Raw genomic sequence first — 18,506 nt, 5'->3', positions numbered from 1 at the left:
CTGCGGGAGTTTGTATTGCAGTGTATCTGGCACGGGTAGGGATACAGCAGGACGCACATCACAACGTTGGGAGACACATGCGGGATACCTGGCTGACGTGAAATGGCTCTCGACCGGGGAGCAACACTCCCCACCCCCAAGTGTTACCCAGGAGAGATGCCATGAACGTCAAGACTATCGCCAGCGCCAGCCTGTTCGCCGTGCTCAGCTTCGGCGCCATCGCTGCCCAGGCCGCCACGGCCCCGATGCAGGATGGCGGGGTCATGCAGTACCGCTACGGTGAGCCTCTGGATGTGAAGAAAGTGCTGTCGGTGCAGGACGATCAGAGCAACGCCTGCGGCCTGGTGAACACCCGAATGGACTACCTTGACTCCCATGGCCAGCGGCAAAGCGTGCAGTACCGCACCTACGCCACGGGCGGTTGCCATGACAATTGATCGGCGCCGGATGCTCAAGGCAGGTGGTTTTGCGCTGGCGCTGATGGGGCTTGGGTTGGCTGGGCACCTGAAGGCACGCGACAGCTACGGCGCCATGCCGTCGCTGTCAGGCGCCAGCCAGTGGTTGAATTCGCCGCCCGTGGATGCCCCGGGGCTCAAGGGCAAGGTGGTGCTGGTGGACTTCTGGACCTGGGACTGCATCAACTGTCGGCGCAGCCTGCCGCATGTGAATGATTGGGCGCGGCGCTATGCCGATCAAGGGCTGGTGGTGGTGGGGGTACACACGCCCGAGTTCGACTACGAGCATGATGTGGACACGTTGCGGGACAAGTTAGCCCGGTTGGGTATCGGGTATCCGGTGGCGGTAGATAACGACTACAAGGTGTGGAATGCCTGGGGCAACCAGTTCTGGCCGGCGCATTACTTTGTCGACCGCAAGGGGCAGGTGCGCCATGTGCACGTTGGCGAGGGGGATTATGGCGAGCAGGAACAGGTGATACAGGCGTTGCTGGATGAAAAAGGGTGATTCTCCTGTACCGGCCTCTTCGCGGGCATGCCCGCTCCCCCAGGGAGAGTGCAATCAGTAACGTTTGCGCAGTACCTGTGGGAGCGGGCGTGCCCGCGAAGAAGCCAACACTTTTCTATCAGGTGAAACTGGCAAAGTGTGCCTGCATTCGCGCCGCATCCGCCTGCCGCCCGCTGAACAGCTCGAATGCCTTCACCGCCTGGAACACCGCCATGTAGCTGCCATCCAGTGTGCGGCAGCCCAGTGCCCGGGCCGCGCGCAGCAGTTCGGTCTCCAGCGGGAAGTAGATGATCTCTGCCACCCACAGGCGGGGATGCAGCAACGCCACCGGCAGTGGCGTGCCCGGTAGCTTGGCCATGCCCACCGGCGTGGTGTTGACCAGCCCGTCCGCTTCGGCCAGTGCTGTGGCCAGGTCGGTGCCAAGCACGGCGCGCTCCGCGCCGAAATGGGTGTTCAGGTTGTCCACCAGCGCCTGCGCACGGGTCGCATCCACTTCGAACAGCACCAGCCGCTCTACCCCTTCACCCAGCAGGGCATGGGCCACGGCCGAGCCAGCGCCACCGGCACCCATCTGCACCACCTGGCGCCGTGCAACGTCGGGCAGGCCACGGCGCAAGCCTTCGGCAAAGCCCAGGCAATCGGTGTTGTGGCCGACGCGCTTGCCGTCCTTGAGCACCACGGTATTTACCGCGCCGATACCGCGGGCCTCGTCGGACAGTTCGTCGAGCAACGGCAGGATCGCCTGCTTGAACGGGTACGTAATGTTCAGCCCGGTGAAACCGGTATGTTGCGCGGCTTCGAGCAGGCCGGGCAGGGCGCTGTCGTCCAGTTGCAGCTGGTCGGCGTCGATCAGCCGGTACAGGTAGCGCAGGGCCTGGGCGTCGCCTTCGTGTTCGTGCAGGGCCGGCGTACGTGACAGTTGGATGCCGCGGCCGATCAGGCCGGCGAGGATGGCTTGCTGGCTCATGCCGCACGCTCCTGCAACAGCTCGGCGAAGTGGCTCAGCGCCATGCGGTAGCCGTGGCTGCCCAGGCCGCAGATGACACCGACGGCGATGGACGATACGAACGACAAGTGACGGAACGGCTCGCGTTTGTGCACATTGGACAGGTGCACCTCGATCACCGGCAGTTCGCTGGCCACCAGGGCATCGCGGATGGCGACCGAGGTGTGCGTCCAGGCGCCGGGGTTGATCACGATGCCGGCGCAGCGGCCACGGGCGGCGTGGATCCAGTCGATCAGTTCACCTTCGTGGTTGGTCTGGCGGAATTCGATTTCCAGGCCGTGGGCGTGGGCAGTGTCGGCACATCCCTGAGCCAGGTCAGCGAGGGTTTCGTGGCCGTACTGGGCAGGCTCGCGGGTGCCCAGCATGTTCAGGTTGGGGCCGTTGAGCACGAGAATAAGGGGCTTCATGACGGGCATCGCTTTGTTGTTGTTGAATGCACGTAGTTTTGTACTGACTGGTTAGTTCCGTCAATTGGCCAAGATCGTCGCACCGGGAAAGTGGGCGATTATCGAACTTATTGGGCGTTGAATGCCCTGTACCCAGCCGTGCAAAGCTGCCCCTGCAACGAACTGCAGGGCGTCATTACAAAATTGTAATCTTGCCGCCACCGCCCCGATAACCAGCCCTTTCTACAGTCCCTCGCCAATGCTTCGCCCAGAGGACTGTTTCGTGCCCATCCCCCGCAAGATCGCCTTGCTCTGTCTGCTGCTGGCCAGTGCCACCGGCGCCCAGGCCAGCCAGGTGCTGAGCCTGCCCCAGGCGCTTACCGCCGCTTTCGCCCAGAACCCGGAGCTGGCTGCAGCCGGCCGTGAAATTGGCATTGCCGATGGCGAACGGCGCCAGGCCGGGCTGCTCCCCAACCCGGAGCTGGCCTGGGAGGTCGAGGACACCCGCCGCGACACCAGCACCACCACTGTCACCCTCAGCCAGCCGCTGGAACTGGGCGGGAAGCGCGGCGCGCGTCTCGCCGTGGCGGGTGCCGGCCAGGCCATTGCCCAGCTTGACCTGGAGCGCCAGCGCAACGCCCTGCGGGCCGATGTGGTGCAGGCTTTCCACGCTGCCTTGCGTGCACAGACCGCGCTGGAGTTGGCTCAGCAGTCGCAGGCGTTGACTGAACGCGGTCTGCGGGTGGTGCAAGGGCGGGTTACGGCAGGCCAGTCATCCCCGGTGGAGGCCACCCGTGCCCAGGTGCAACTGGCCCAGGCCCAGGCCGAAGTGCGCCGCGCGAAAACCCAGCGCAGCGTGGCCTACCAGGCCTTGGCCCGGTTGACGGGCAGCCCGCTGGCAAGCTTCGACCGGTTGCAGGCAGCCAACCTTTCGCCAGGCATCGCGCCGGGTGCCGACACCTTGCTTGACCAGGTCGAAAAGACTGCCGAATGGCGCCTGGCCGCTGCCCAGGTCGAGCGCGGCGACGCCTCCCTGGGGGCGGAAAAAGCCCAGCGTATCCCCAACCTCACCGTCAGCCTTGGCAGCCAGTACAGCCGCGAAGACCGGGAGCGAGTGAACGTGGTTGGCCTGTCCATGCCGTTGCCGCTGTTCGACCGCAACCAGGGCAATGTTCTGGCAGCTGCGCGCCGCGCCGATCAGGCGCGCGACCTGCGCAATGCCGTGGCGCTGCGTCTGCGCAGTGAAACCCGTAGTGCCATCAGCCAGTGGGAGACGGCGATGCAGGACGTTGAAGCCTATGACCGCACCATCCTGCCTGCTGCGCAGCAGGCCGTGGACACCGCCACCCGCGGTTTTGAAATGGGCAAGTTCGCTTTCCTCGATGTACTCGACGCCCAGCGCACGCTGATCGAGGCTCGCGGGCTGTACCTCGAGGCGCTGGCCTCGGCGACCGACGCGCGTGCACAAGTGGAGCGGATCTACGGCGATCTCGATGGCGTGAGCAACAAATCCAATAGCAGGAGCAACAATGACTAACCCACGCAAGCTAGCCCTTCTGGCTGCCGCCATTGCTGCGCTTGGCCTCGCGGGCCTGGCCTGGACCGGCAACCTCGGCCAGGCGTCCAAGGCTCAAGCCCCCCATGACGACCATGGTGAAGACAGCCACGGCCATGCTGCAGCGCAGGCCGCCGAAGGCCCTGCAGAGAAGGAGCACGGCGAAGAAGAAGGCCAGCTGCACCTGTCTATCGCGCAGATCGAATCGGCTGGCATACAACTGGCTGCCGCAGGCCCCCGTGAGCTGGGCACCGCCATCAGCTTCCCGGGTGAGATCCGCTTTGACGAGGACCGCACCGCACATGTGGTACCCCGCGTGCCGGGTGTGGTCGAAGCGGTGCAAGCCGAGCTGGGCCAGGCGGTCAAGCGCGGCCAGGTACTGGCGGTGATTGCCAGCCAGCAGATCTCCGACCTGCGCAGTGAGCAGCAGGCCGCTCAACGTCGCCTGGAACTGGCGCGGTTGACCTTTCAACGGGAACAACAGCTGTGGCAGGAGCGAATCAGCGCCGAGCAGGATTACCTGCAGGCACGTCAGGCGTTGCAGGAGGCCGAGATCGCCCTGGCCAATGCTCGGCAGAAGGTCGCAGCGGTGGGGCCGGCCGGTGCCGGCAACCGCTATGAACTGCGCGCCCCCTTCGATGCGGTCGTCGTGGAGAAGCACCTGACCGTGGGCGAGGTGGTCGACGAGACCAGCAACGCGTTCACCCTGTCCGACCTGAGCCGGGTGTGGGCCACCTTCGCCGTGGCCCCTCGTGACCTGGGCAAGGTGGTGACCGGCCGTGAAGTCACGGTCAGTGCGCCGGACCTGGGCGCCCAGGTTCTGGGCAAGGTCAACTACGTCGGCAGCCTGCTCGGCGAGCAGAACCGTGCCGCCACTGTGCGTGCCACACTGGCCAACCCCAATGGCGCCTGGCGCCCCGGGCTGTTCGTCAATGTGGCTGTCAGCGTCGACCGCTTCGATGCCGCCGTGGCGGTGCCGGAAAGCGCCCTGCAAACCTGGGAGGCGCAGACCGTGGTGTTCGCCCGCACGGAGGAAGGCTTCGAGGCGCGCCCGGTGAAGACTGGCCGTCGCGATGCTGGCCAGGTGGAAATCACCAGCGGCCTGGCCGCCGGTACTCAGGTTGCGGCCGCCGGCAGCTTTGTCCTCAAGTCGGAACTGGGCAAGGGCTCGGCCGAGCACAGCCACTGATCACGGGGACACCTGCATGTTCGAACGCCTGATTCAATTTGCCATCGAGCAGCGCCTGGTGGTGATGCTGGCCGTGGTCCTGATGGCCGCGGTGGGTATCCACAGCTACCAGAAACTGCCAATCGATGCTGTGCCGGACATCACTAACGTCCAGGTGCAGATCAACACCGCCGCCCCCGGCTATTCGCCGCTGGAGACCGAGCAGCGCATCACCTTTGCCATCGAGACCGCGATGGCTGGCCTGCCAGGGCTCAAGCAGACCCGCTCGCTGTCGCGCTCGGGCCTGTCGCAAGTCACGGTCATTTTCGATGATGGCACCGATATCTTCTTCGCCCGCCAACTGGTCAACGAGCGCCTGCAGGTGGCCCGCGAGCAATTGCCTGAGGGCATCGAGGCGGGCATGGGGCCGATCTCCACCGGGCTGGGGGAAATTTTCCTGTGGACGGTGGAAGCCCAGGAGGGGGCGCTCAAGGAAGACGGTACACCTTACACCCCAACTGACCTGCGGGTGATTCAGGACTGGATCATCAAGCCGCAGCTGCGCAATGTACCGGGTGTGGCCGAGGTCAACAGCATCGGCGGCCATGCCAAGCAATACCTGATTGCACCAGAGCCCAAGCGCCTGGCGGCCTACAAGCTCACCCTCAACGACCTGATTGCAGCGCTGGAGCGCAATAACGCCAACATTGGCGCTGGCTATATCGAGCGCAATGGCGAGCAGTTGCTGATTCGCGCGCCGGGCCAGGTGGCCTCGGCCGAAGACATTGCCAACATCGTTATCTCCAGCGTCGACGGCACGCCGATCCGCGTCAGCCATGTCGCCCAGGTTGGCCTTGGCGAAGAGCTGCGCTCGGGGGCAGCCACCGAAAACGGTCGGGAAGTGGTGCTGGGCACGGTGTTCATGCTGATTGGCGAGAACAGCCGCACGGTGTCGCAGGCGGTCGCTGCAAAATTGGTCGAGATCAATCGCAACCTGCCCAAGGGCGTAGTCGCCGTGACGGTGTACGACCGCACCAACCTGGTGGAGAAAGCCATCGCCACGGTGAAGAAGAACCTGATCGAAGGTGCGATCCTGGTGATTGCCGTGCTGTTCCTGTTCCTCGGCAACATTCGCGCTGCGCTGATCACGGCCATGGTTATCCCGCTTTCGATGCTGTTCACCTTTACTGGCATGTTCAGCAACAAGGTCAGTGCCAACCTGATGAGCCTGGGCGCGCTGGACTTCGGCATCATCGTCGACGGCGCGGTGGTGATCGTGGAAAACGCCATCCGTCGCCTGGCCCATGCCCAGCAGCGCCACGGTCGCATGCTGACCCGCGGCGAACGGTTCCATGAGGTGTTTGCCGCTGCCCGCGAAGCACGCCGGCCGCTGATCTATGGGCAGTTGATCATCATGGTGGTGTACCTGCCGATCTTTGCCCTGACCGGGGTCGAGGGCAAGATGTTCCACCCTATGGCCTTTACCGTGGTCATGGCCCTGTTGGGCGCGATGATCCTTTCGGTCACGTTCGTTCCGGCAGCCATTGCCCTGTTCGTCACCGGCAAGGTCAAGGAAGAGGAAGGCCTGGTGATGCGTACGGCACGGCAGCGCTATGCCCCGGTGCTGGCCTGGGTGCTGGGCCGGCGCAAACTGGCAAGTGCCGCCGCCGCCGCCCTGGTGCTGTTGTCGGGCGTGATGGCCAGCCGCATGGGCAGCGAGTTCATCCCCAGCCTCAGCGAGGGTGACTTCGCCCTGCAGGCCCTGCGCGTGCCGGGCACCAGCCTGTCGCAGTCGGTGGACATGCAACAGCGCCTGGAGCAGGCGATCATCGCTCAGGTGCCGGAGGTGGAGCGGGTGTTTGCCCGCACCGGCACTGCCGAGATTGCCTCCGACCCGATGCCGCCGAACATTTCCGATGCCTACGTGATGCTGCGCCCGCGCGAACAATGGGTTGACCCGGGCAAACCGCGGGATGAGCTGATCGCCCAGGTGCAACGCGCCGCTGCCAGTGTGCCGGGCAGCAACTACGAGCTGTCGCAGCCGATTCAGCTGCGGTTCAACGAGCTGATTTCCGGGGTGCGCAGTGATGTGGCGGTGAAGCTGTTCGGTGACGACATGGAGGTGCTCAACCGCACTGCCGCACAGATCGCTGCCAGCCTGCAAGGGGTGTCGGGCGCGTCCGAGGTGAAGGTGGAGCAGACGACGGGCCTGCCGGTACTGACCATCGACATCGACCGTGACAAGGTCGCACGTCATGGCCTGAATGTGGGCGATGTGCAGGATGCCATCGCCATTGCCGTGGGCGGCCGCACCGCCGGTACGCTGTATGAAGGCGACCGCCGCTTCGACATGGTCGTGCGCCTGTCGGAGACCTTGCGTACCGATGTCGACGGGCTGGCCAGCCTGCTGATTCCGGTTCCGGCCAGTGCCGCTGAGGGGGCCGGGCAAATCGGTTTCATCCCGCTGTCGCAGGTCGCCACGCTGAACCTGCAACTGGGCCCGAATCAGGTGAGCCGCGAGGATGGCAAGCGCGTGGTGGTGGTCAGTGCCAACGTGCGTGGACGCGACCTGGGCTCGTTTGTGCAAGAGGCTGAGCAGGCCCTGATCGACCAGGTGCAGGTACCACCGGGTTACTGGACGCGTTGGGGAGGGCAGTTCGAACAGTTGCAGTCGGCAGCCGAGCGCCTGCAGGTGGTGGTGCCGGTGGCCTTGCTGCTGGTCATGGCGCTGTTGCTGATGATGTTCAACAACCTCAGGGATGGCCTGCTGGTGTTCACCGGCATCCCCTTTGCCCTGACCGGCGGGGTGCTGGCGCTGTGGGTGCGTGATATTCCGCTGTCTATTTCTGCCGGCGTCGGGTTCATTGCATTGTCGGGAGTGGCAGTGTTGAACGGGCTGGTGATGATTGCCTTTATCCGCGGGCTGCGCGAGGAAGGGCGCACGCTGCGGGCGGCGGTCGAGGAGGGGGCGCTGACCCGCTTGCGGCCAGTACTGATGACGGCGCTGGTGGCCTCGCTGGGGTTCATACCGATGGCCTTGGCCACCGGGACCGGGGCAGAGGTGCAGCGGCCACTGGCGACGGTGGTGATTGGTGGGATCTTGTCTTCTACCGCGCTGACGTTGCTGGTGTTGCCGGCGTTGTATCAGTGGGCGTATCGGCGGGATGAGCAGCAGGAAGGCTGAGTACGTGGGGCTGCAAGGCAGCCCCAACAACCTCAAACGGCCCTTCGGGCACCAGCCCGTACACCGTCCACACCCAGGTCGTCATGCAAAGAAATCCGCGACGTTTCCGGCAACGCCAACCCGCCCACCAACGCCACCAGCGCAATCACCACCAGGTAGAACGCCGGTGCCAGGCTGCTGCCGGTCTGCCCGATGAGCCAGGTTGCCACCAGCGGCGCTGTGCCGCCAAATAGCGTGTAGGCCACGTTGTAGGTAATTGCCGAAGCGGTGTAGCGGGTACGGGTAGGGAAGCTTTCCGAGAGCAAGGCTGCGGTAACCACGCCGCTGCACAATGCCCCCACCGCGAGCAGGATCACCCCCAGCAGCGCACCCGACATCGAGCCAGAGCTGGCCAGCCAGTACGCCGGGAACACGCACAGCATCACCCACAGGCAGGTAAAGCCGATGGTCTTGCGCCGCCCCACCCGGTCAGAAAATGCCCCGGCCAGCGGGCAGCCGACCGCAGCGAACAGCAGGGCCACGGTGGTTACCAGCAGTGACTGCGCGCGGGTCAGGTTGCCGACCAGTTGCAGGTAGGTGGCGAAGTAGGTGGTGAACATGTAGAACGACAATGCGGTCAGCGAAATGAACGCCCCCAGGTTGCGAATGACCCGGCCATGGTGGCGCAGGGTTTCCTTCAGCGGTGAATGCTCGTGCTCCTTGCCCTGGGCGACGGCTTCGCGGAACGCCGGGGTTTCTTCCATGCGCCAGCGCAGGTACAGGCCGACCAGGCCCAGCGGTGCTGCAATCAGGAACGGAATGCGCCAACCCCAGGCATTCATCGCCTCGGTCGACAGGCTGGCTTCCAGGCCATACGCGATCACCGCCGCACAGGCAAAGGCGGAAAAGGTCGACACAGGCACGAAGCTGCCATAAAAGGCGCGCTTGTTGTCAGGCGCGTGCTCCATCAGGTAGGCGCAGGCCCCGGCATATTCGCCACCGGCAGAAAAACCCTGCAGGCAGCGGGCCAGGGTCAGCAGCGCCGGGGCTGCCAGGCCGATACTGGCGTAGGTCGGCAGCAGGCCGATCAACGTGGTGGAGCCGGCCATCAGCAAGATGGTCAGCGACAGGATGCGCTTGCGTCCCAGGCGGTCGCCCAGGGCGCCGAAGACGATGCCGCCCAAGGGACGCAGGGCGAAGGCCACGGCGAACACCGCGAAGGTTTTGAGCAAGGCTACGCTGGCGTCTTCGCTGGCGAAAAACTGGCTGGCGATCAGCGTGGCGAGAAAGCCGTACACGGCGAAGTCGAACCATTCGACGAAATTGCCGATGGCCGAAGCGGCAATCACCCTGCGCAGGGTGGCGGGGGATACCTCATGATATGCGGACATGCGGGTGCTCTCCGGTTTCCTTTGGCAGCCATGTTGAAAGTGGCGCAGTCGGGCCGCGCCATCGTTATTGTGCTTGCCAGTAGATAGCCGAGCGCTGCAACGCGCTTTGTCGAGGGCGACCTCGGTATACCTGATTCGACCGGTGCAGCATGTTACAGCCGGAGTACCCCCAACGGCCTGTCAGGCCGCACGCTCAAGCACATCCAGCAAATCGATGAATGCCAGGGCCAGTTTATGCCGCGGCGCCAAATGCACCAATGGCACCGAGGCGTGGTGCGATTCGCGCATCTTGATCGAACTGCTCAGGTACACCGGCAATACCGGCATGCCTTCGTTGCGCAGTTGATCGACCAAGGTCTGGTGCAGCGCCGTGCGCCCGGCGAACTGATTGACCACCACACCTTCCACCACCAGCGCGGGGTTGTGGTCCTGGCGCAGTTCTTCGACCTCGGCCATGACACTGTGCAGGGCCTGGCGCGAGAAACTGTCGCAGTCGAACGGAATCAACAGACGCTCGGCCGCCACCAGCGCGCTGAAGGTGTAGAAGTTCAGCGCGGGTGGGGTGTCGATGTAGATCCGCTCATAGTCCTCGCCCAGCGTCACCAGCAACTTGCGCAGCTTGTTGATCTTGAACTTGCTCTCCAGCTTGCTTTGCAGGTCGCTGAGGTCAGGGCTGGCGGTGACCAGGTGCAGGTTGCGGTAGCGGGTTTCGGTGATGGCCACGCGGTGCTTCTTGCCGGCGGCGGTAACCGGCGACAAGGTCTGGCGGAAGAAGTCGGCGATGCCGGCAGGAATGGTGTCGTTGACCAGCCCGGTGAGGTAGAAGGTGGCATTGGCCTGCGGGTCGAGGTCGACCAGCAAGGTCCGGTAGCCCTCGGCGGCACTGGCTGCGGCGAGGTTGCAGGCAATGCTGGATTTGCCGACGCCACCTTTCTGATTGAAAACCACACGACGCATGAGACGCTCATCCATGAAGTAAAAATGTCAGGTCGGGGTCAATCCTATGACTGAAACACTGCAGTTTTATGACAGGAATTGTTACAAGCCACCGATTCATCGTTGCCTGTAACGGCATTTCACGGGCAAGCCCGCCCCCTGCAGACAACTCAAGACGTTCAGGCAAAAGCGACCCGGTTGCGCCCCTCCTGCTTGGCCCGGTAAAGCGCCCGGTCAGCCTCGCCCAATGCGTTCATGGGCTCGCCGTGAGTCTCGCCATCCCAGTGCGTCACCCCCAGCGAAATCGTCACTGCCCCCACCGGTTCCACCGGCATATCCTGTACGGTCACACGCAACCGTTCGGCCACCGCGGCCGCCACGTTCAGGGTGGCCCCAGGCAGCAATATCAGGAACTCCTCGCCACCGGTGCGACACAGCAGGTCGCCCTCGCGGCAACAACGGCGCATGAGCTCCGCCAGCTGGCGCAGCACCTGGTCGCCCACTTCGTGTCCATGGCTGTCATTTATCCGCTTGAAGTGGTCGATATCCAGCGCAATGGCTGCAAACTCCCGGTTTTCAGCCTCCAGTAACGACAGGCTGATTTCCAGGCTGCGGCGGTTGCCCAGGCCGGTCAGCGGATCGGTCTGGGCGTCCCGATTGAGCCGGCCGATACGCTCTTGCAGCAAGTTCAGGCTGAACAGCAACGCGCGCTTGAGCTCTGCCGCCTCGAAGTACCAGGCCCGCACCTGATGCAAGTGCTCGGCGGTAGCGGCGCGGTCCATCGTGCGGGCACCGGCGGCAAGCTTCCAGAGCGGTCGGGCGATGGTACGGGCCAGCCACCACAGCAGCAGGCTGCCAACCAGCGCCAAGGGCGCCGAACTGGCGATCACGTTCAGCACCAGATGGTGCAACGGCGCCACCGTCTGCACCAAGGGCTGCTGCGCTACCACGCCCCAGCCGGCGCTGGGGACGGTGGCGAAGCCGGCGAGCATTTCCACGCCCAGGCTATTGGTCAGTTGCCGGGTACCGCTGTCCAGTGTCGCCAACTGGTCGACCAGCGCATTGCCCTCCACCACCGTCCCTACCCGCTCGCTATGGGGGTGGTACAGCAGGCGTCGGTTGCGGTCGACCACATACAGGTACGAACCGTCCTTGTAGAAATGCTCGCCCAGCAGGCTGTTGAGGATGTTGCGTTCACGCAGGTACAGGCTGCCACCCACATACCCCAGGTAGTTGCCGTTGCTGTCGAAAATGGGTTGCGATAAGGCTACCACCAGGTTGTCGGCCGCCGACAGGTAGGGCGTGGAAACCAGTGGACGGCGTTCGCGCAGGGCTTCCAGAGCACCGGGCGACTGCACGTGGGTGCCGAGCAGGTGGCGTAGCGGGGCGGGGGATACTGCCAGCAGTACACCGTTGGCATCGATCACGAAGGTGGAGTTGAAGGCCATGCTCTGGCCCAGTACGCGGTCGGTTTCCAACTGCAGCGCTGTGGTGTCGCTCAACTGCCGGCTTTGCACGCCGGCGCTGAACATCAGTTGCTGCAAGGCGTTGCCAATGAAGGTTTCGGTGATGCTGGCCAGTTTCGTCGCATACACCCGGTTGGCTTCCAGGGCATTGTCGATCAATAGCTGGCGCTGCACCCGGTAGCTGGCGAAATAGCTGGCGCACAGCATGACCACTGCGGTAAGGGCGCAGAGCACCAGGATGAGTGTACGTAGATCCAGGCGCAATCCATGCTTGGTGTGTGTCAATCCTGACCTCGGGTGATCGTAAAGGGCGGCTGAACGGAAGTTACCTTGCCGGGCAGCGGTCAAGAGCCTGCTTTGTCCAGCGCATCAAGCTCATCTTCCACCTCTTGCATACGCTGCTCCACCAAGGCTTGCACGTTCACATCGCGGGCGGTTTCGCGCATCAGGGCGGTGAGTTTTTCGCTCAAGCGTTTGCCGGCTTCGGTGTCTTCCAGGGCGCGAGCTTTGGCGGGGTCCTGGGTGGCGGCGACGATGGTGGCGAATTCGGCGTCGCTGAAGTTCTTTTCGCTGTACAGGCGGAACAAGTCCCGGCGCTGGTCCTCGACGGTGAGGTGCTTGCGCAGTACGTCCTGGATGGTCGCTTGCGACAGCTGCGGGTGAGTGCGACCCAGCAGCGCGGACATGCGCTCGATGTTGTGCGTGTAGGCGTCCTGCAGCGGCAGCTGGCTGAGGATCTGATCTTCACGGGAGGGTTTCTGGTCGCAGGCGGTGAATGCAGCAGCCAGCAACAGGGGTAACAGCAACTTCGGGAGGCGAGGCATGGTGTGGCCTGGTCGGGCAGTGAAGACTGCTGATTATACCGATGTCCGCCTTGCCACGACGAGCCCTGTGATTTGCCTTGTGCGGCACGCTGCGGTAGAACCGTGCGCTCCCAACCACACTGGCAATAGCCCGATGCCGAACTGGACCCTGCAACCTGTGGCGCGTGACGCCATTGCCGAAGTGCTGGCGTTTGTCGACAGCGCCCGGCGCGCGCTTTTCCCGATGCTCGCCAACGCACCCTTGCCGCGTGACCTGGCGCATTTCGCCGACACTTACCTGGACGGTGCGGGCTGCTTTCTGGAAGCCCGTGAGGGTGGGCGGCTGGTCGCGGTGATCGGTTACTTGCCCTATGACCATCGCTTTGCCCAGCTTGATTACCGCGCAGAGCGGGTAGTCGAGGTGGTGCGGCTGTTCGTGTTGCCGGCCTACCGCAGGCATGGCCTGGCGGCTGCCTTGTTTGGTGCCTTGCGCGAACGGGCGATGCAAGCGGGCTTGGACTGCCTTTACTTGCATACTCATCCGTTTCTGCCGGGTGCCATTGCGTTCTGGGAGCGGCAAGGCTTCACGGTGGTGGATGTGGAGCAGGACCCGGTGTGGCAGACCACGCACATGCAGTTGCGATTACGCTGACCTGTGGGAACGTGCCTATTGGCGATGAAGATCGCGCCCTGGGTCACTGGGTCGAACGCACGGCGGTTGATGAGGTTCCAGTTGCCATCCTCGGTAAAGCCATTGCTGTGCAACGGGGCGGAGCCGGCCAGGGTGTGAGCGGCCCGAATAGCCGCCTTACTGCCCGGCCTCGAGCTTTTGCAACTGTGCGGCAAAGCGGGCTTTGGCCCGCGCCGGCAAGCTGGCCGGCAATTCGGCGGTAGGCGCATCACCGACCTGGATCACCATGACCATGCCCATGGCCACGTGCGGAATGCACTGGATACCGTATACGCCCGGCACGCGGAAGGTGTGCTCGAACGGCTGGTTCAGCGTGCTCTTGAACGGCTCGGCACCGGTGGGTAGCAGGCCCGCCACGCTGGCGGCATTATGCCCGCTGTGGCTCGGCAGGAAGCGCACGCTGTCGCCGGGGGCAATGCGCAAGTGGTCAGGCTCGTAGACCATGGCGCCGTCGCTGCCACGGTTGAGCATTTTCACTTCATGCACTTCGGCCAGTGCGGTCGGGGCAAGCAGGGTGCTGGTGAGCAGCAGGGCGACAGGGCGCAACAGCATGGGCAAGGCTACCAGGTTCAGGGGGCGCGAAAGCGCAGGATGCGCGCGCCGTCGAAAGGGTCGGTGAGGTAGTGGGCGTGGACGCCGAAGGTGCTCAACAGGCGCTCGGGGGTAAGCACTTCGAAGGGGTTGCCGAGGGCGACCAGACGGCCCTTGTCGAGAACCGCAACACGGTCGCAGGTCAGCGCCTGGTTGAGGTCATGCAGCGCTACCAGGGTGGTGACCGGCAGCGCCTGCACTTGTTGCAGCAGGCTTAGCTGATGCTGAATGTCCAGGTGGTTGGTCGGTTCGTCCAGCAGCAGCACCTGCGGCCGTTGGGCCAGCGCACGGGCGATGTGCACACGCTGGCGCTCGCCACCGGACAGCGACCCCCACAGGCGCGTGCGCAGGTGCAGGGCGTCGAGGTCGGCCAGGGCTTGCTCGACGATGGCGCAGTCCTGCCGGGAGAACGGTGCCAGGGCCGAGAGCCACGGCGTGCGGCCCAAGGCAACCGCGTCGAACACGCTGATCGCATCGAGTGTGTCGGCCTGTTGCTCGACCAGTGCCAGCGCTTGGGCAACACGGCGGCGGGGCATCTGTGCCAGTGGCTCACCCAGGAGCTGCACGCTGCCGCAGGCGGGTTTGCGCAGCCCTGCCAGCAACTTCAACAGCGAGGACTTACCCGAGCCGTTGGGGCCGACGATGCCCAGGGTTTCACCGGCGACAACGCTGAGATCGATAGCGCTGAGCACGGTAGTGCCGGCCAGTTGCAACCCCAGCCCATGGCAGGCCAGCGGGGGGATGCGAACAGCGGTCATGGCTGTCATGGGCGCCCCCGACGGCTGACCAGAATCAGCGCGAATACGGGGGCACCGATCAGCGCCGTAACCACGCCCACCGGGATCACCTGGCCGGTGATCAGCGTGCGCGAAAGAATGTCCGCCACAATCAGAAACAGCGCACCGCCCAGTGCGCTGGCGGGCAACAGACGGCTGTGCCCGGGGCCGAGCAGAAGGCGCAGGGCATGGGGTATAACCAGCCCGACAAAACCGATGGCGCCGACAATGGACACCATCACAGCCGTCACCAGCGCTGCACAACTGATCAGCAGCAACTGGGTGCGCCGCACCGGGATGCCCAGCGAGGCGGCCGAATCGGCACCGAAGGTAAAGGCATCCAGCGCACGGCGATGCCACAGGCACACCAGCAAGCCGAAAATAGCCACCGGTACGGCCAGCCACACCGAAGGCCAGCGTACACCGCTCAGGTTGCCCAGCAGCCAGAACAGGATGCCGCGCGCCTGCTCGGCGGTTGCTGACTTGGTGATCAGGAAGGCGGTCAGTGCATTGAACAGCTGCGAGCCGGCGATACCGGCAAGGATGACCTGTGCATTGTTGCTGCTGGGGCCGGCCGCGCGGGCCAGCACCAGCACCAGGGCGAATGCGGCCCCGGCGCCGATGAAGGCCCCTGCAGACATGCTCAATGCCAGGCTACCCAGCCCCAGCAGGCCGACCAGTACTGCGCCGGTCGAGGCGCCGGCAGACAGCCCCAGCAGGTAGGGCTCGGCCAGTGGGTTGCGCAACATCGCCTGCAGGATGACACCGCAGGTGGCCAGCCCGGCGCCGCAAGCGGCCGCGACCAGGGTGCGGGTCAGGCGGTAGTTCCAGATGATGCCGGCGTCGATCGGGTCCACCGGGTAGTCGGCTTGCCACAGGTGGTTGGCCAGCACCTGGCCAACCACGCTGGGCGACAGGTTGGTTTCGCCAATGGCGGTACCGGCCAGCAGGGCGGCCAACAGAGCGGCCAGGGCAACCGCGATGCAGGGTAACAGGCGGTTCATCACGGGGCTGCTTTACCGCTGGCGAAGGCCGTGGACAGCGTCTGCATGCCGCGGAACAGGCGGATGCCGGCCTGCATGGCGTCAGCGTCGAGGATAATGATGCGGTCGTGCTTCACCGCGTCCATGTTGCGGGTTACCGGGTCACTGCGCAGGAATTCGAGTTTTTTCTGGTAGTCGTCGGCGGGGAAACGGCGGCGGTCCATGCGCGCGATGATCAGCCAGGTCGGATTGGCCTTGGCCAGGGTTTCCCAGCCTACGCTTGGCCATTCTTCGCTGGACTCGACCACGTTGCGCACACCGAGGGTGCGCAGCATGAAATCGGCGACACCTTGGCGGCCGGCCACATAGGGGTCGATGTCTAGGTCGGCGCTGGAGAACCAGAACAGCGCCGAAGTTGCCGACAGGTCCTTGCCGGCCAGTTGTGCCCTGGCGCTGTCGAGGCGCCCTTGCAACTCGGCGTTCAGGGCCGCGCCGCGGTCCTGAACGTCGAAGATCTCGGCCAGTTGGCTGACGCTCTTGTAGATACTGTCTACCTGGAACGCTTGCAGGCGGGTGCCGTCTGCACCGACCAGGTTGTCCTTGCCCTCGCAGTCCGATGGCAGCACGTAGGTGGGGATCTTCAGCTCATCGAACTGCTCGCGGGTGGCGACCACGCCCTGGGCACCGACCATCCATTCGAACTGCGCCGCGACCAGCTGCGGGCGCTTGCCGACCACCGCCTCGAAGCTGGGGTCGTTGTCGGCCAGGCGCGGCACCTTGGCGTTCACCGCCTGGTATTCGGGCAATACATTGTTGAACCACAGCGAAGTGCCCGCCAGCTTGTCACCCAGCCCCAGGGCATAGAGCAGCTCGGTACCGGCCTGGCCGATGGTGACGGCGCGCTGCGGCGCCTGGGCAAAAATCTGCGGCTTGCCGCAGTTGTCGACCGTCAGCGGATAGTGGGTGGCAGCGGCCTGGGCCAGGCCAGTGAAGCCTAGGCCAGCGAGCAGGGTGGCGAAACGGGGCAGCATGCTGGGCGATCTCCTATCGGACAGTTCTGGTGAGGAACGCACGGACAGGCATCGCCGAGGCCCAGCGGGTGGCCGGGGCAACACGGATGGCCAATCCCGGACACCCCGCCGGTTGGTGAATGTAGGCCGGCAGGTCTCCTGACTGGTGCGTCACGGCCCGGCTCCGGCCTTCCCGGGCGACAGGCCCAGTGGCATTGATGGAGCAGGCTCGGCACCTACAGTTGCGGGGGCAGTTCCGTTTGGCCCGTATTGGCAGGCCTGGGATTCCCTGTTAGTTCCGTGGTGGAAACCGGCGGCCCGCATGGTAGACCATCGCGTCGCCAGGTGAAAACGCTTTTCAGAAGTACTTCAGCCAACGGATGTCACGGCGGCGCTGCTTCAGTCGGGCGAACCCGCGCACCGGCAGGTACAGCGAAACCGCCAGCAGTACTGCGCCCAGCCATATCGCTGCAACACCGTTGAAACCGAAGTAGTCGCCATGGTTGAGCCCGAACAGCGCCACGCAGGCCAGGTACAGCAGCTTCAGCACATACAGGTGCAGCAGGTAGAAGAACATCGGTGCCGCACCGAACACCGCCAGGGCAGTGATCCAGCGCGCCTGGCCGGCCCGTTCGAACGCGCGTAACAACAACAGGCCGCAGCCCAGGGTCAGGGTCAGGAACAGCAGCGACGGTGGGTATTTGGTGATGTTGAAGAAGCTCATCAGGGTTTGCGTGAAGGTTGGGTAACCGCTCCACGGTGCCTCACCGTAACCGTTGAACATGCGCAGCAGGACAAAGCCAAGCAGCGCGAGCAAGCCAGCCGCCAGCAGGTGTTGCTGGCGTTGCCCGGCATCGCTGCCGCGGGCGAACCAGGGCCCCAGGCCGTAACCCAAGGCGATGACGCCGATCCACGGCAGCACCGGGTAAGACGTGCGCAGGTGCAGGTTTTCGGAAAACGCCAGCCAGCCGCGATCATGCAGGATTGCCCACGGCACATGCAGGGCTGAATCCACGCCAAAGTGCAGGCCGTCGAGCAGGTTGTGGCCGGCGACGATACTGGCGCCCAGGGCGAGCAGTGCGGCGCGTGGCAGCCACACCAGCAGCGACAGGGCGATCATGCTGACGCCGATGGCCCAGATCACTTGCAGGTAGATCACGCTCGGGGGCAACTGGAAGGTCCAGGCGAAGTTGACCAGGGTGAACTCCAGCACCACCAGGAACAGCCCGCGTTTGAACAGGAACGCGGAGACGTCGCCACGGCCCTGATGCTTCTCGCCATACAGCCAGGCCGACAGGCCGGTCAGCAGGACGAACACAGGCGCACACAGGTGGGCGAGGGTGCGGCTGAAGAAAAGCGCCGGTTCCGTGGTGTCGATGGCCATGGGGTCGCTGACCTGGCGGTGCAGGAGGAAAGTCTCGCGGACGTGGTCCAGGAGCATGAACAGGATCACCAGGCCGCGCAGGGCATCGATGCTCTGCAGGCGCTGGGTGATCAGCGTGGGCGTGGCGCTGGCACTTGTCATGGGTTGTCTAATAGGAATGAATTTCATGTGAAACGTTATCGTATAACAAGACGCTAAAAGGGAATAGAGGTTTTTGTGTGGCCTGTGCCGGGC

17 protein-coding genes and 1 riboswitch are annotated in these 18,506 nt (G+C 64.4%); of the genes, 6 read left to right on the top strand and 11 right to left on the bottom strand.

The window, feature by feature from the left end; genetic code table 11:
- The first annotated feature begins 161 nt into the window (after nucleotides 1–161).
- Together ACTJJN_RS07900 and ACTJJN_RS07895 are read left to right on the top strand one after the other, a co-directional pair.
- Nucleotides 162–437 (top strand): DUF2790 domain-containing protein, encoded by a 276-nt coding sequence (locus tag ACTJJN_RS07900; RefSeq protein WP_004573749.1) that lies wholly within the window; start codon nucleotides 162–164, stop codon nucleotides 435–437.
- A gap of 10 nt (nucleotides 438–447) precedes the next feature.
- Nucleotides 448–963: a thioredoxin family protein gene (locus ACTJJN_RS07895; RefSeq protein ID WP_041168480.1), complete on the top strand. Its 516-nt coding sequence runs from the start codon at nucleotides 448–450 to the stop codon at nucleotides 961–963.
- A 118-nt stretch (nucleotides 964–1,081) separates the two neighbouring features.
- Here ACTJJN_RS07895 and ACTJJN_RS07890 read toward each other — a convergent pair whose 3' ends face one another.
- Together ACTJJN_RS07890 and aroQ are read right to left on the bottom strand one after the other, a co-directional pair.
- A complete protein-coding gene (locus ACTJJN_RS07890) occupies nucleotides 1,082–1,930 on the bottom strand; it encodes a shikimate dehydrogenase (RefSeq protein ID WP_012052928.1) in 849 nt (282 codons plus the stop codon).
- A complete protein-coding gene (gene aroQ, locus ACTJJN_RS07885) occupies nucleotides 1,927–2,376 on the bottom strand; it encodes a type II 3-dehydroquinate dehydratase (protein ID WP_003250469.1) in 450 nt (149 codons plus the stop codon). The genes ACTJJN_RS07890 and aroQ overlap by 4 nt, the downstream gene beginning before the upstream one ends.
- Nucleotides 2,377–2,638: 262 nt before the next feature.
- Between aroQ and ACTJJN_RS07880 the strand changes: the two genes are divergently transcribed.
- From ACTJJN_RS07880 to ACTJJN_RS07870, 3 genes are read left to right on the top strand one after another with little or no spacing between them, the layout of a single operon-like run.
- Complete coding sequence (locus ACTJJN_RS07880; RefSeq protein ID WP_440781184.1) at nucleotides 2,639–3,892, top strand: TolC family protein; 1,254 nt, start codon at nucleotides 2,639–2,641, stop codon at nucleotides 3,890–3,892.
- Nucleotides 3,885–5,099, top strand: coding sequence for an efflux RND transporter periplasmic adaptor subunit (locus ACTJJN_RS07875; RefSeq protein WP_014753779.1), 1,215 nt, complete (start codon nucleotides 3,885–3,887; stop codon nucleotides 5,097–5,099). The genes ACTJJN_RS07880 and ACTJJN_RS07875 overlap by 8 nt, the downstream gene beginning before the upstream one ends.
- Before the next feature lie 16 nt (nucleotides 5,100–5,115).
- A complete protein-coding gene (locus ACTJJN_RS07870) occupies nucleotides 5,116–8,262 on the top strand; it encodes a CusA/CzcA family heavy metal efflux RND transporter (RefSeq protein WP_440781183.1) in 3,147 nt (1,048 codons plus the stop codon).
- A 32-nt stretch (nucleotides 8,263–8,294) separates the two neighbouring features.
- Here the strand turns inward: ACTJJN_RS07870 and ACTJJN_RS07865 are convergent, their stop codons facing one another.
- The 4 genes from ACTJJN_RS07865 to ACTJJN_RS07850 form a co-directional block, all read right to left on the bottom strand.
- The gene (locus ACTJJN_RS07865; protein WP_012052924.1) at nucleotides 8,295–9,632 is read right to left on the bottom strand and encodes an MFS transporter; all 1,338 of its coding nucleotides are present in this window, start codon (nucleotides 9,630–9,632) and stop codon (nucleotides 8,295–8,297) included.
- A gap of 180 nt (nucleotides 9,633–9,812) precedes the next feature.
- Nucleotides 9,813–10,589 carry a ParA family protein gene (locus ACTJJN_RS07860; protein WP_017147727.1) on the bottom strand — a complete coding sequence of 259 codons (777 nt, stop codon included), beginning with the start codon at nucleotides 10,587–10,589 and terminating at the stop codon, nucleotides 9,813–9,815.
- 158 nt (nucleotides 10,590–10,747) lie between these two features.
- Nucleotides 10,748–12,319 carry a sensor domain-containing diguanylate cyclase gene (locus ACTJJN_RS07855; RefSeq protein WP_014861791.1) on the bottom strand — a complete coding sequence of 524 codons (1,572 nt, stop codon included), beginning with the start codon at nucleotides 12,317–12,319 and terminating at the stop codon, nucleotides 10,748–10,750.
- A 59-nt stretch (nucleotides 12,320–12,378) separates the two neighbouring features.
- Complete coding sequence (locus tag ACTJJN_RS07850; RefSeq protein ID WP_003250484.1) at nucleotides 12,379–12,858, bottom strand: hypothetical protein; 480 nt, start codon at nucleotides 12,856–12,858, stop codon at nucleotides 12,379–12,381.
- A 133-nt stretch (nucleotides 12,859–12,991) separates the two neighbouring features.
- On the opposite strand from ACTJJN_RS07850, the gene ACTJJN_RS07845 reads away from it, so the two are divergent.
- Entirely contained in the window at nucleotides 12,992–13,489 is a 498-nt protein-coding gene (locus tag ACTJJN_RS07845; RefSeq protein WP_003250486.1) for a GNAT family N-acetyltransferase, read from the top strand.
- A gap of 156 nt (nucleotides 13,490–13,645) precedes the next feature.
- On the opposite strand, the gene ACTJJN_RS07840 is transcribed toward ACTJJN_RS07845, so the two are convergent.
- The 5 genes from ACTJJN_RS07840 to ACTJJN_RS07820 all read right to left on the bottom strand — a co-directional run bounded on the left by ACTJJN_RS07840 (nucleotide 13,646) and on the right by ACTJJN_RS07820 (nucleotide 18,413).
- Nucleotides 13,646–14,080 (bottom strand): pseudoazurin, encoded by a 435-nt coding sequence (locus ACTJJN_RS07840; RefSeq protein ID WP_004573737.1) that lies wholly within the window; start codon nucleotides 14,078–14,080, stop codon nucleotides 13,646–13,648.
- Between the two features lie 17 nt (nucleotides 14,081–14,097).
- A complete protein-coding gene (locus ACTJJN_RS07835; RefSeq protein WP_054888682.1) occupies nucleotides 14,098–14,886 on the bottom strand; it encodes an ABC transporter ATP-binding protein in 789 nt (262 codons plus the stop codon).
- Nucleotides 14,883–15,899 carry a FecCD family ABC transporter permease gene (locus ACTJJN_RS07830; protein ID WP_003250493.1) on the bottom strand — a complete coding sequence of 339 codons (1,017 nt, stop codon included), beginning with the start codon at nucleotides 15,897–15,899 and terminating at the stop codon, nucleotides 14,883–14,885. The genes ACTJJN_RS07835 and ACTJJN_RS07830 overlap by 4 nt, the downstream gene beginning before the upstream one ends.
- On the bottom strand, nucleotides 15,899–16,909 hold the full coding sequence (locus ACTJJN_RS07825) for an ABC transporter substrate-binding protein (protein WP_014753772.1): 1,011 nt from the start codon (nucleotides 16,907–16,909) through the stop codon (nucleotides 15,899–15,901). Before ACTJJN_RS07825 ends, ACTJJN_RS07830 begins: the two co-directional genes overlap by 1 nt.
- Before the next feature lie 111 nt (nucleotides 16,910–17,020).
- A riboswitch (cobalamin riboswitch) is annotated at nucleotides 17,021–17,218 on the bottom strand.
- Nucleotides 17,219–17,246: 28 nt separating this feature from the next.
- Complete coding sequence (locus ACTJJN_RS07820) at nucleotides 17,247–18,413, bottom strand: DUF1624 domain-containing protein (protein WP_161773415.1); 1,167 nt, start codon at nucleotides 18,411–18,413, stop codon at nucleotides 17,247–17,249.
- Between the last annotated feature and the right edge of the window lie 93 nt (nucleotides 18,414–18,506).

Origin of the sequence: Pseudomonas sp. 22515 (assembly GCF_052044625.1) — a bacterium.
Lineage (GTDB): Bacteria > Pseudomonadota > Gammaproteobacteria > Pseudomonadales > Pseudomonadaceae > Aquipseudomonas > Aquipseudomonas alloputida.
Note: the sequence above shows the minus strand (reverse complement) of the source record. Positions and strands in the feature narration are given on the sequence as shown.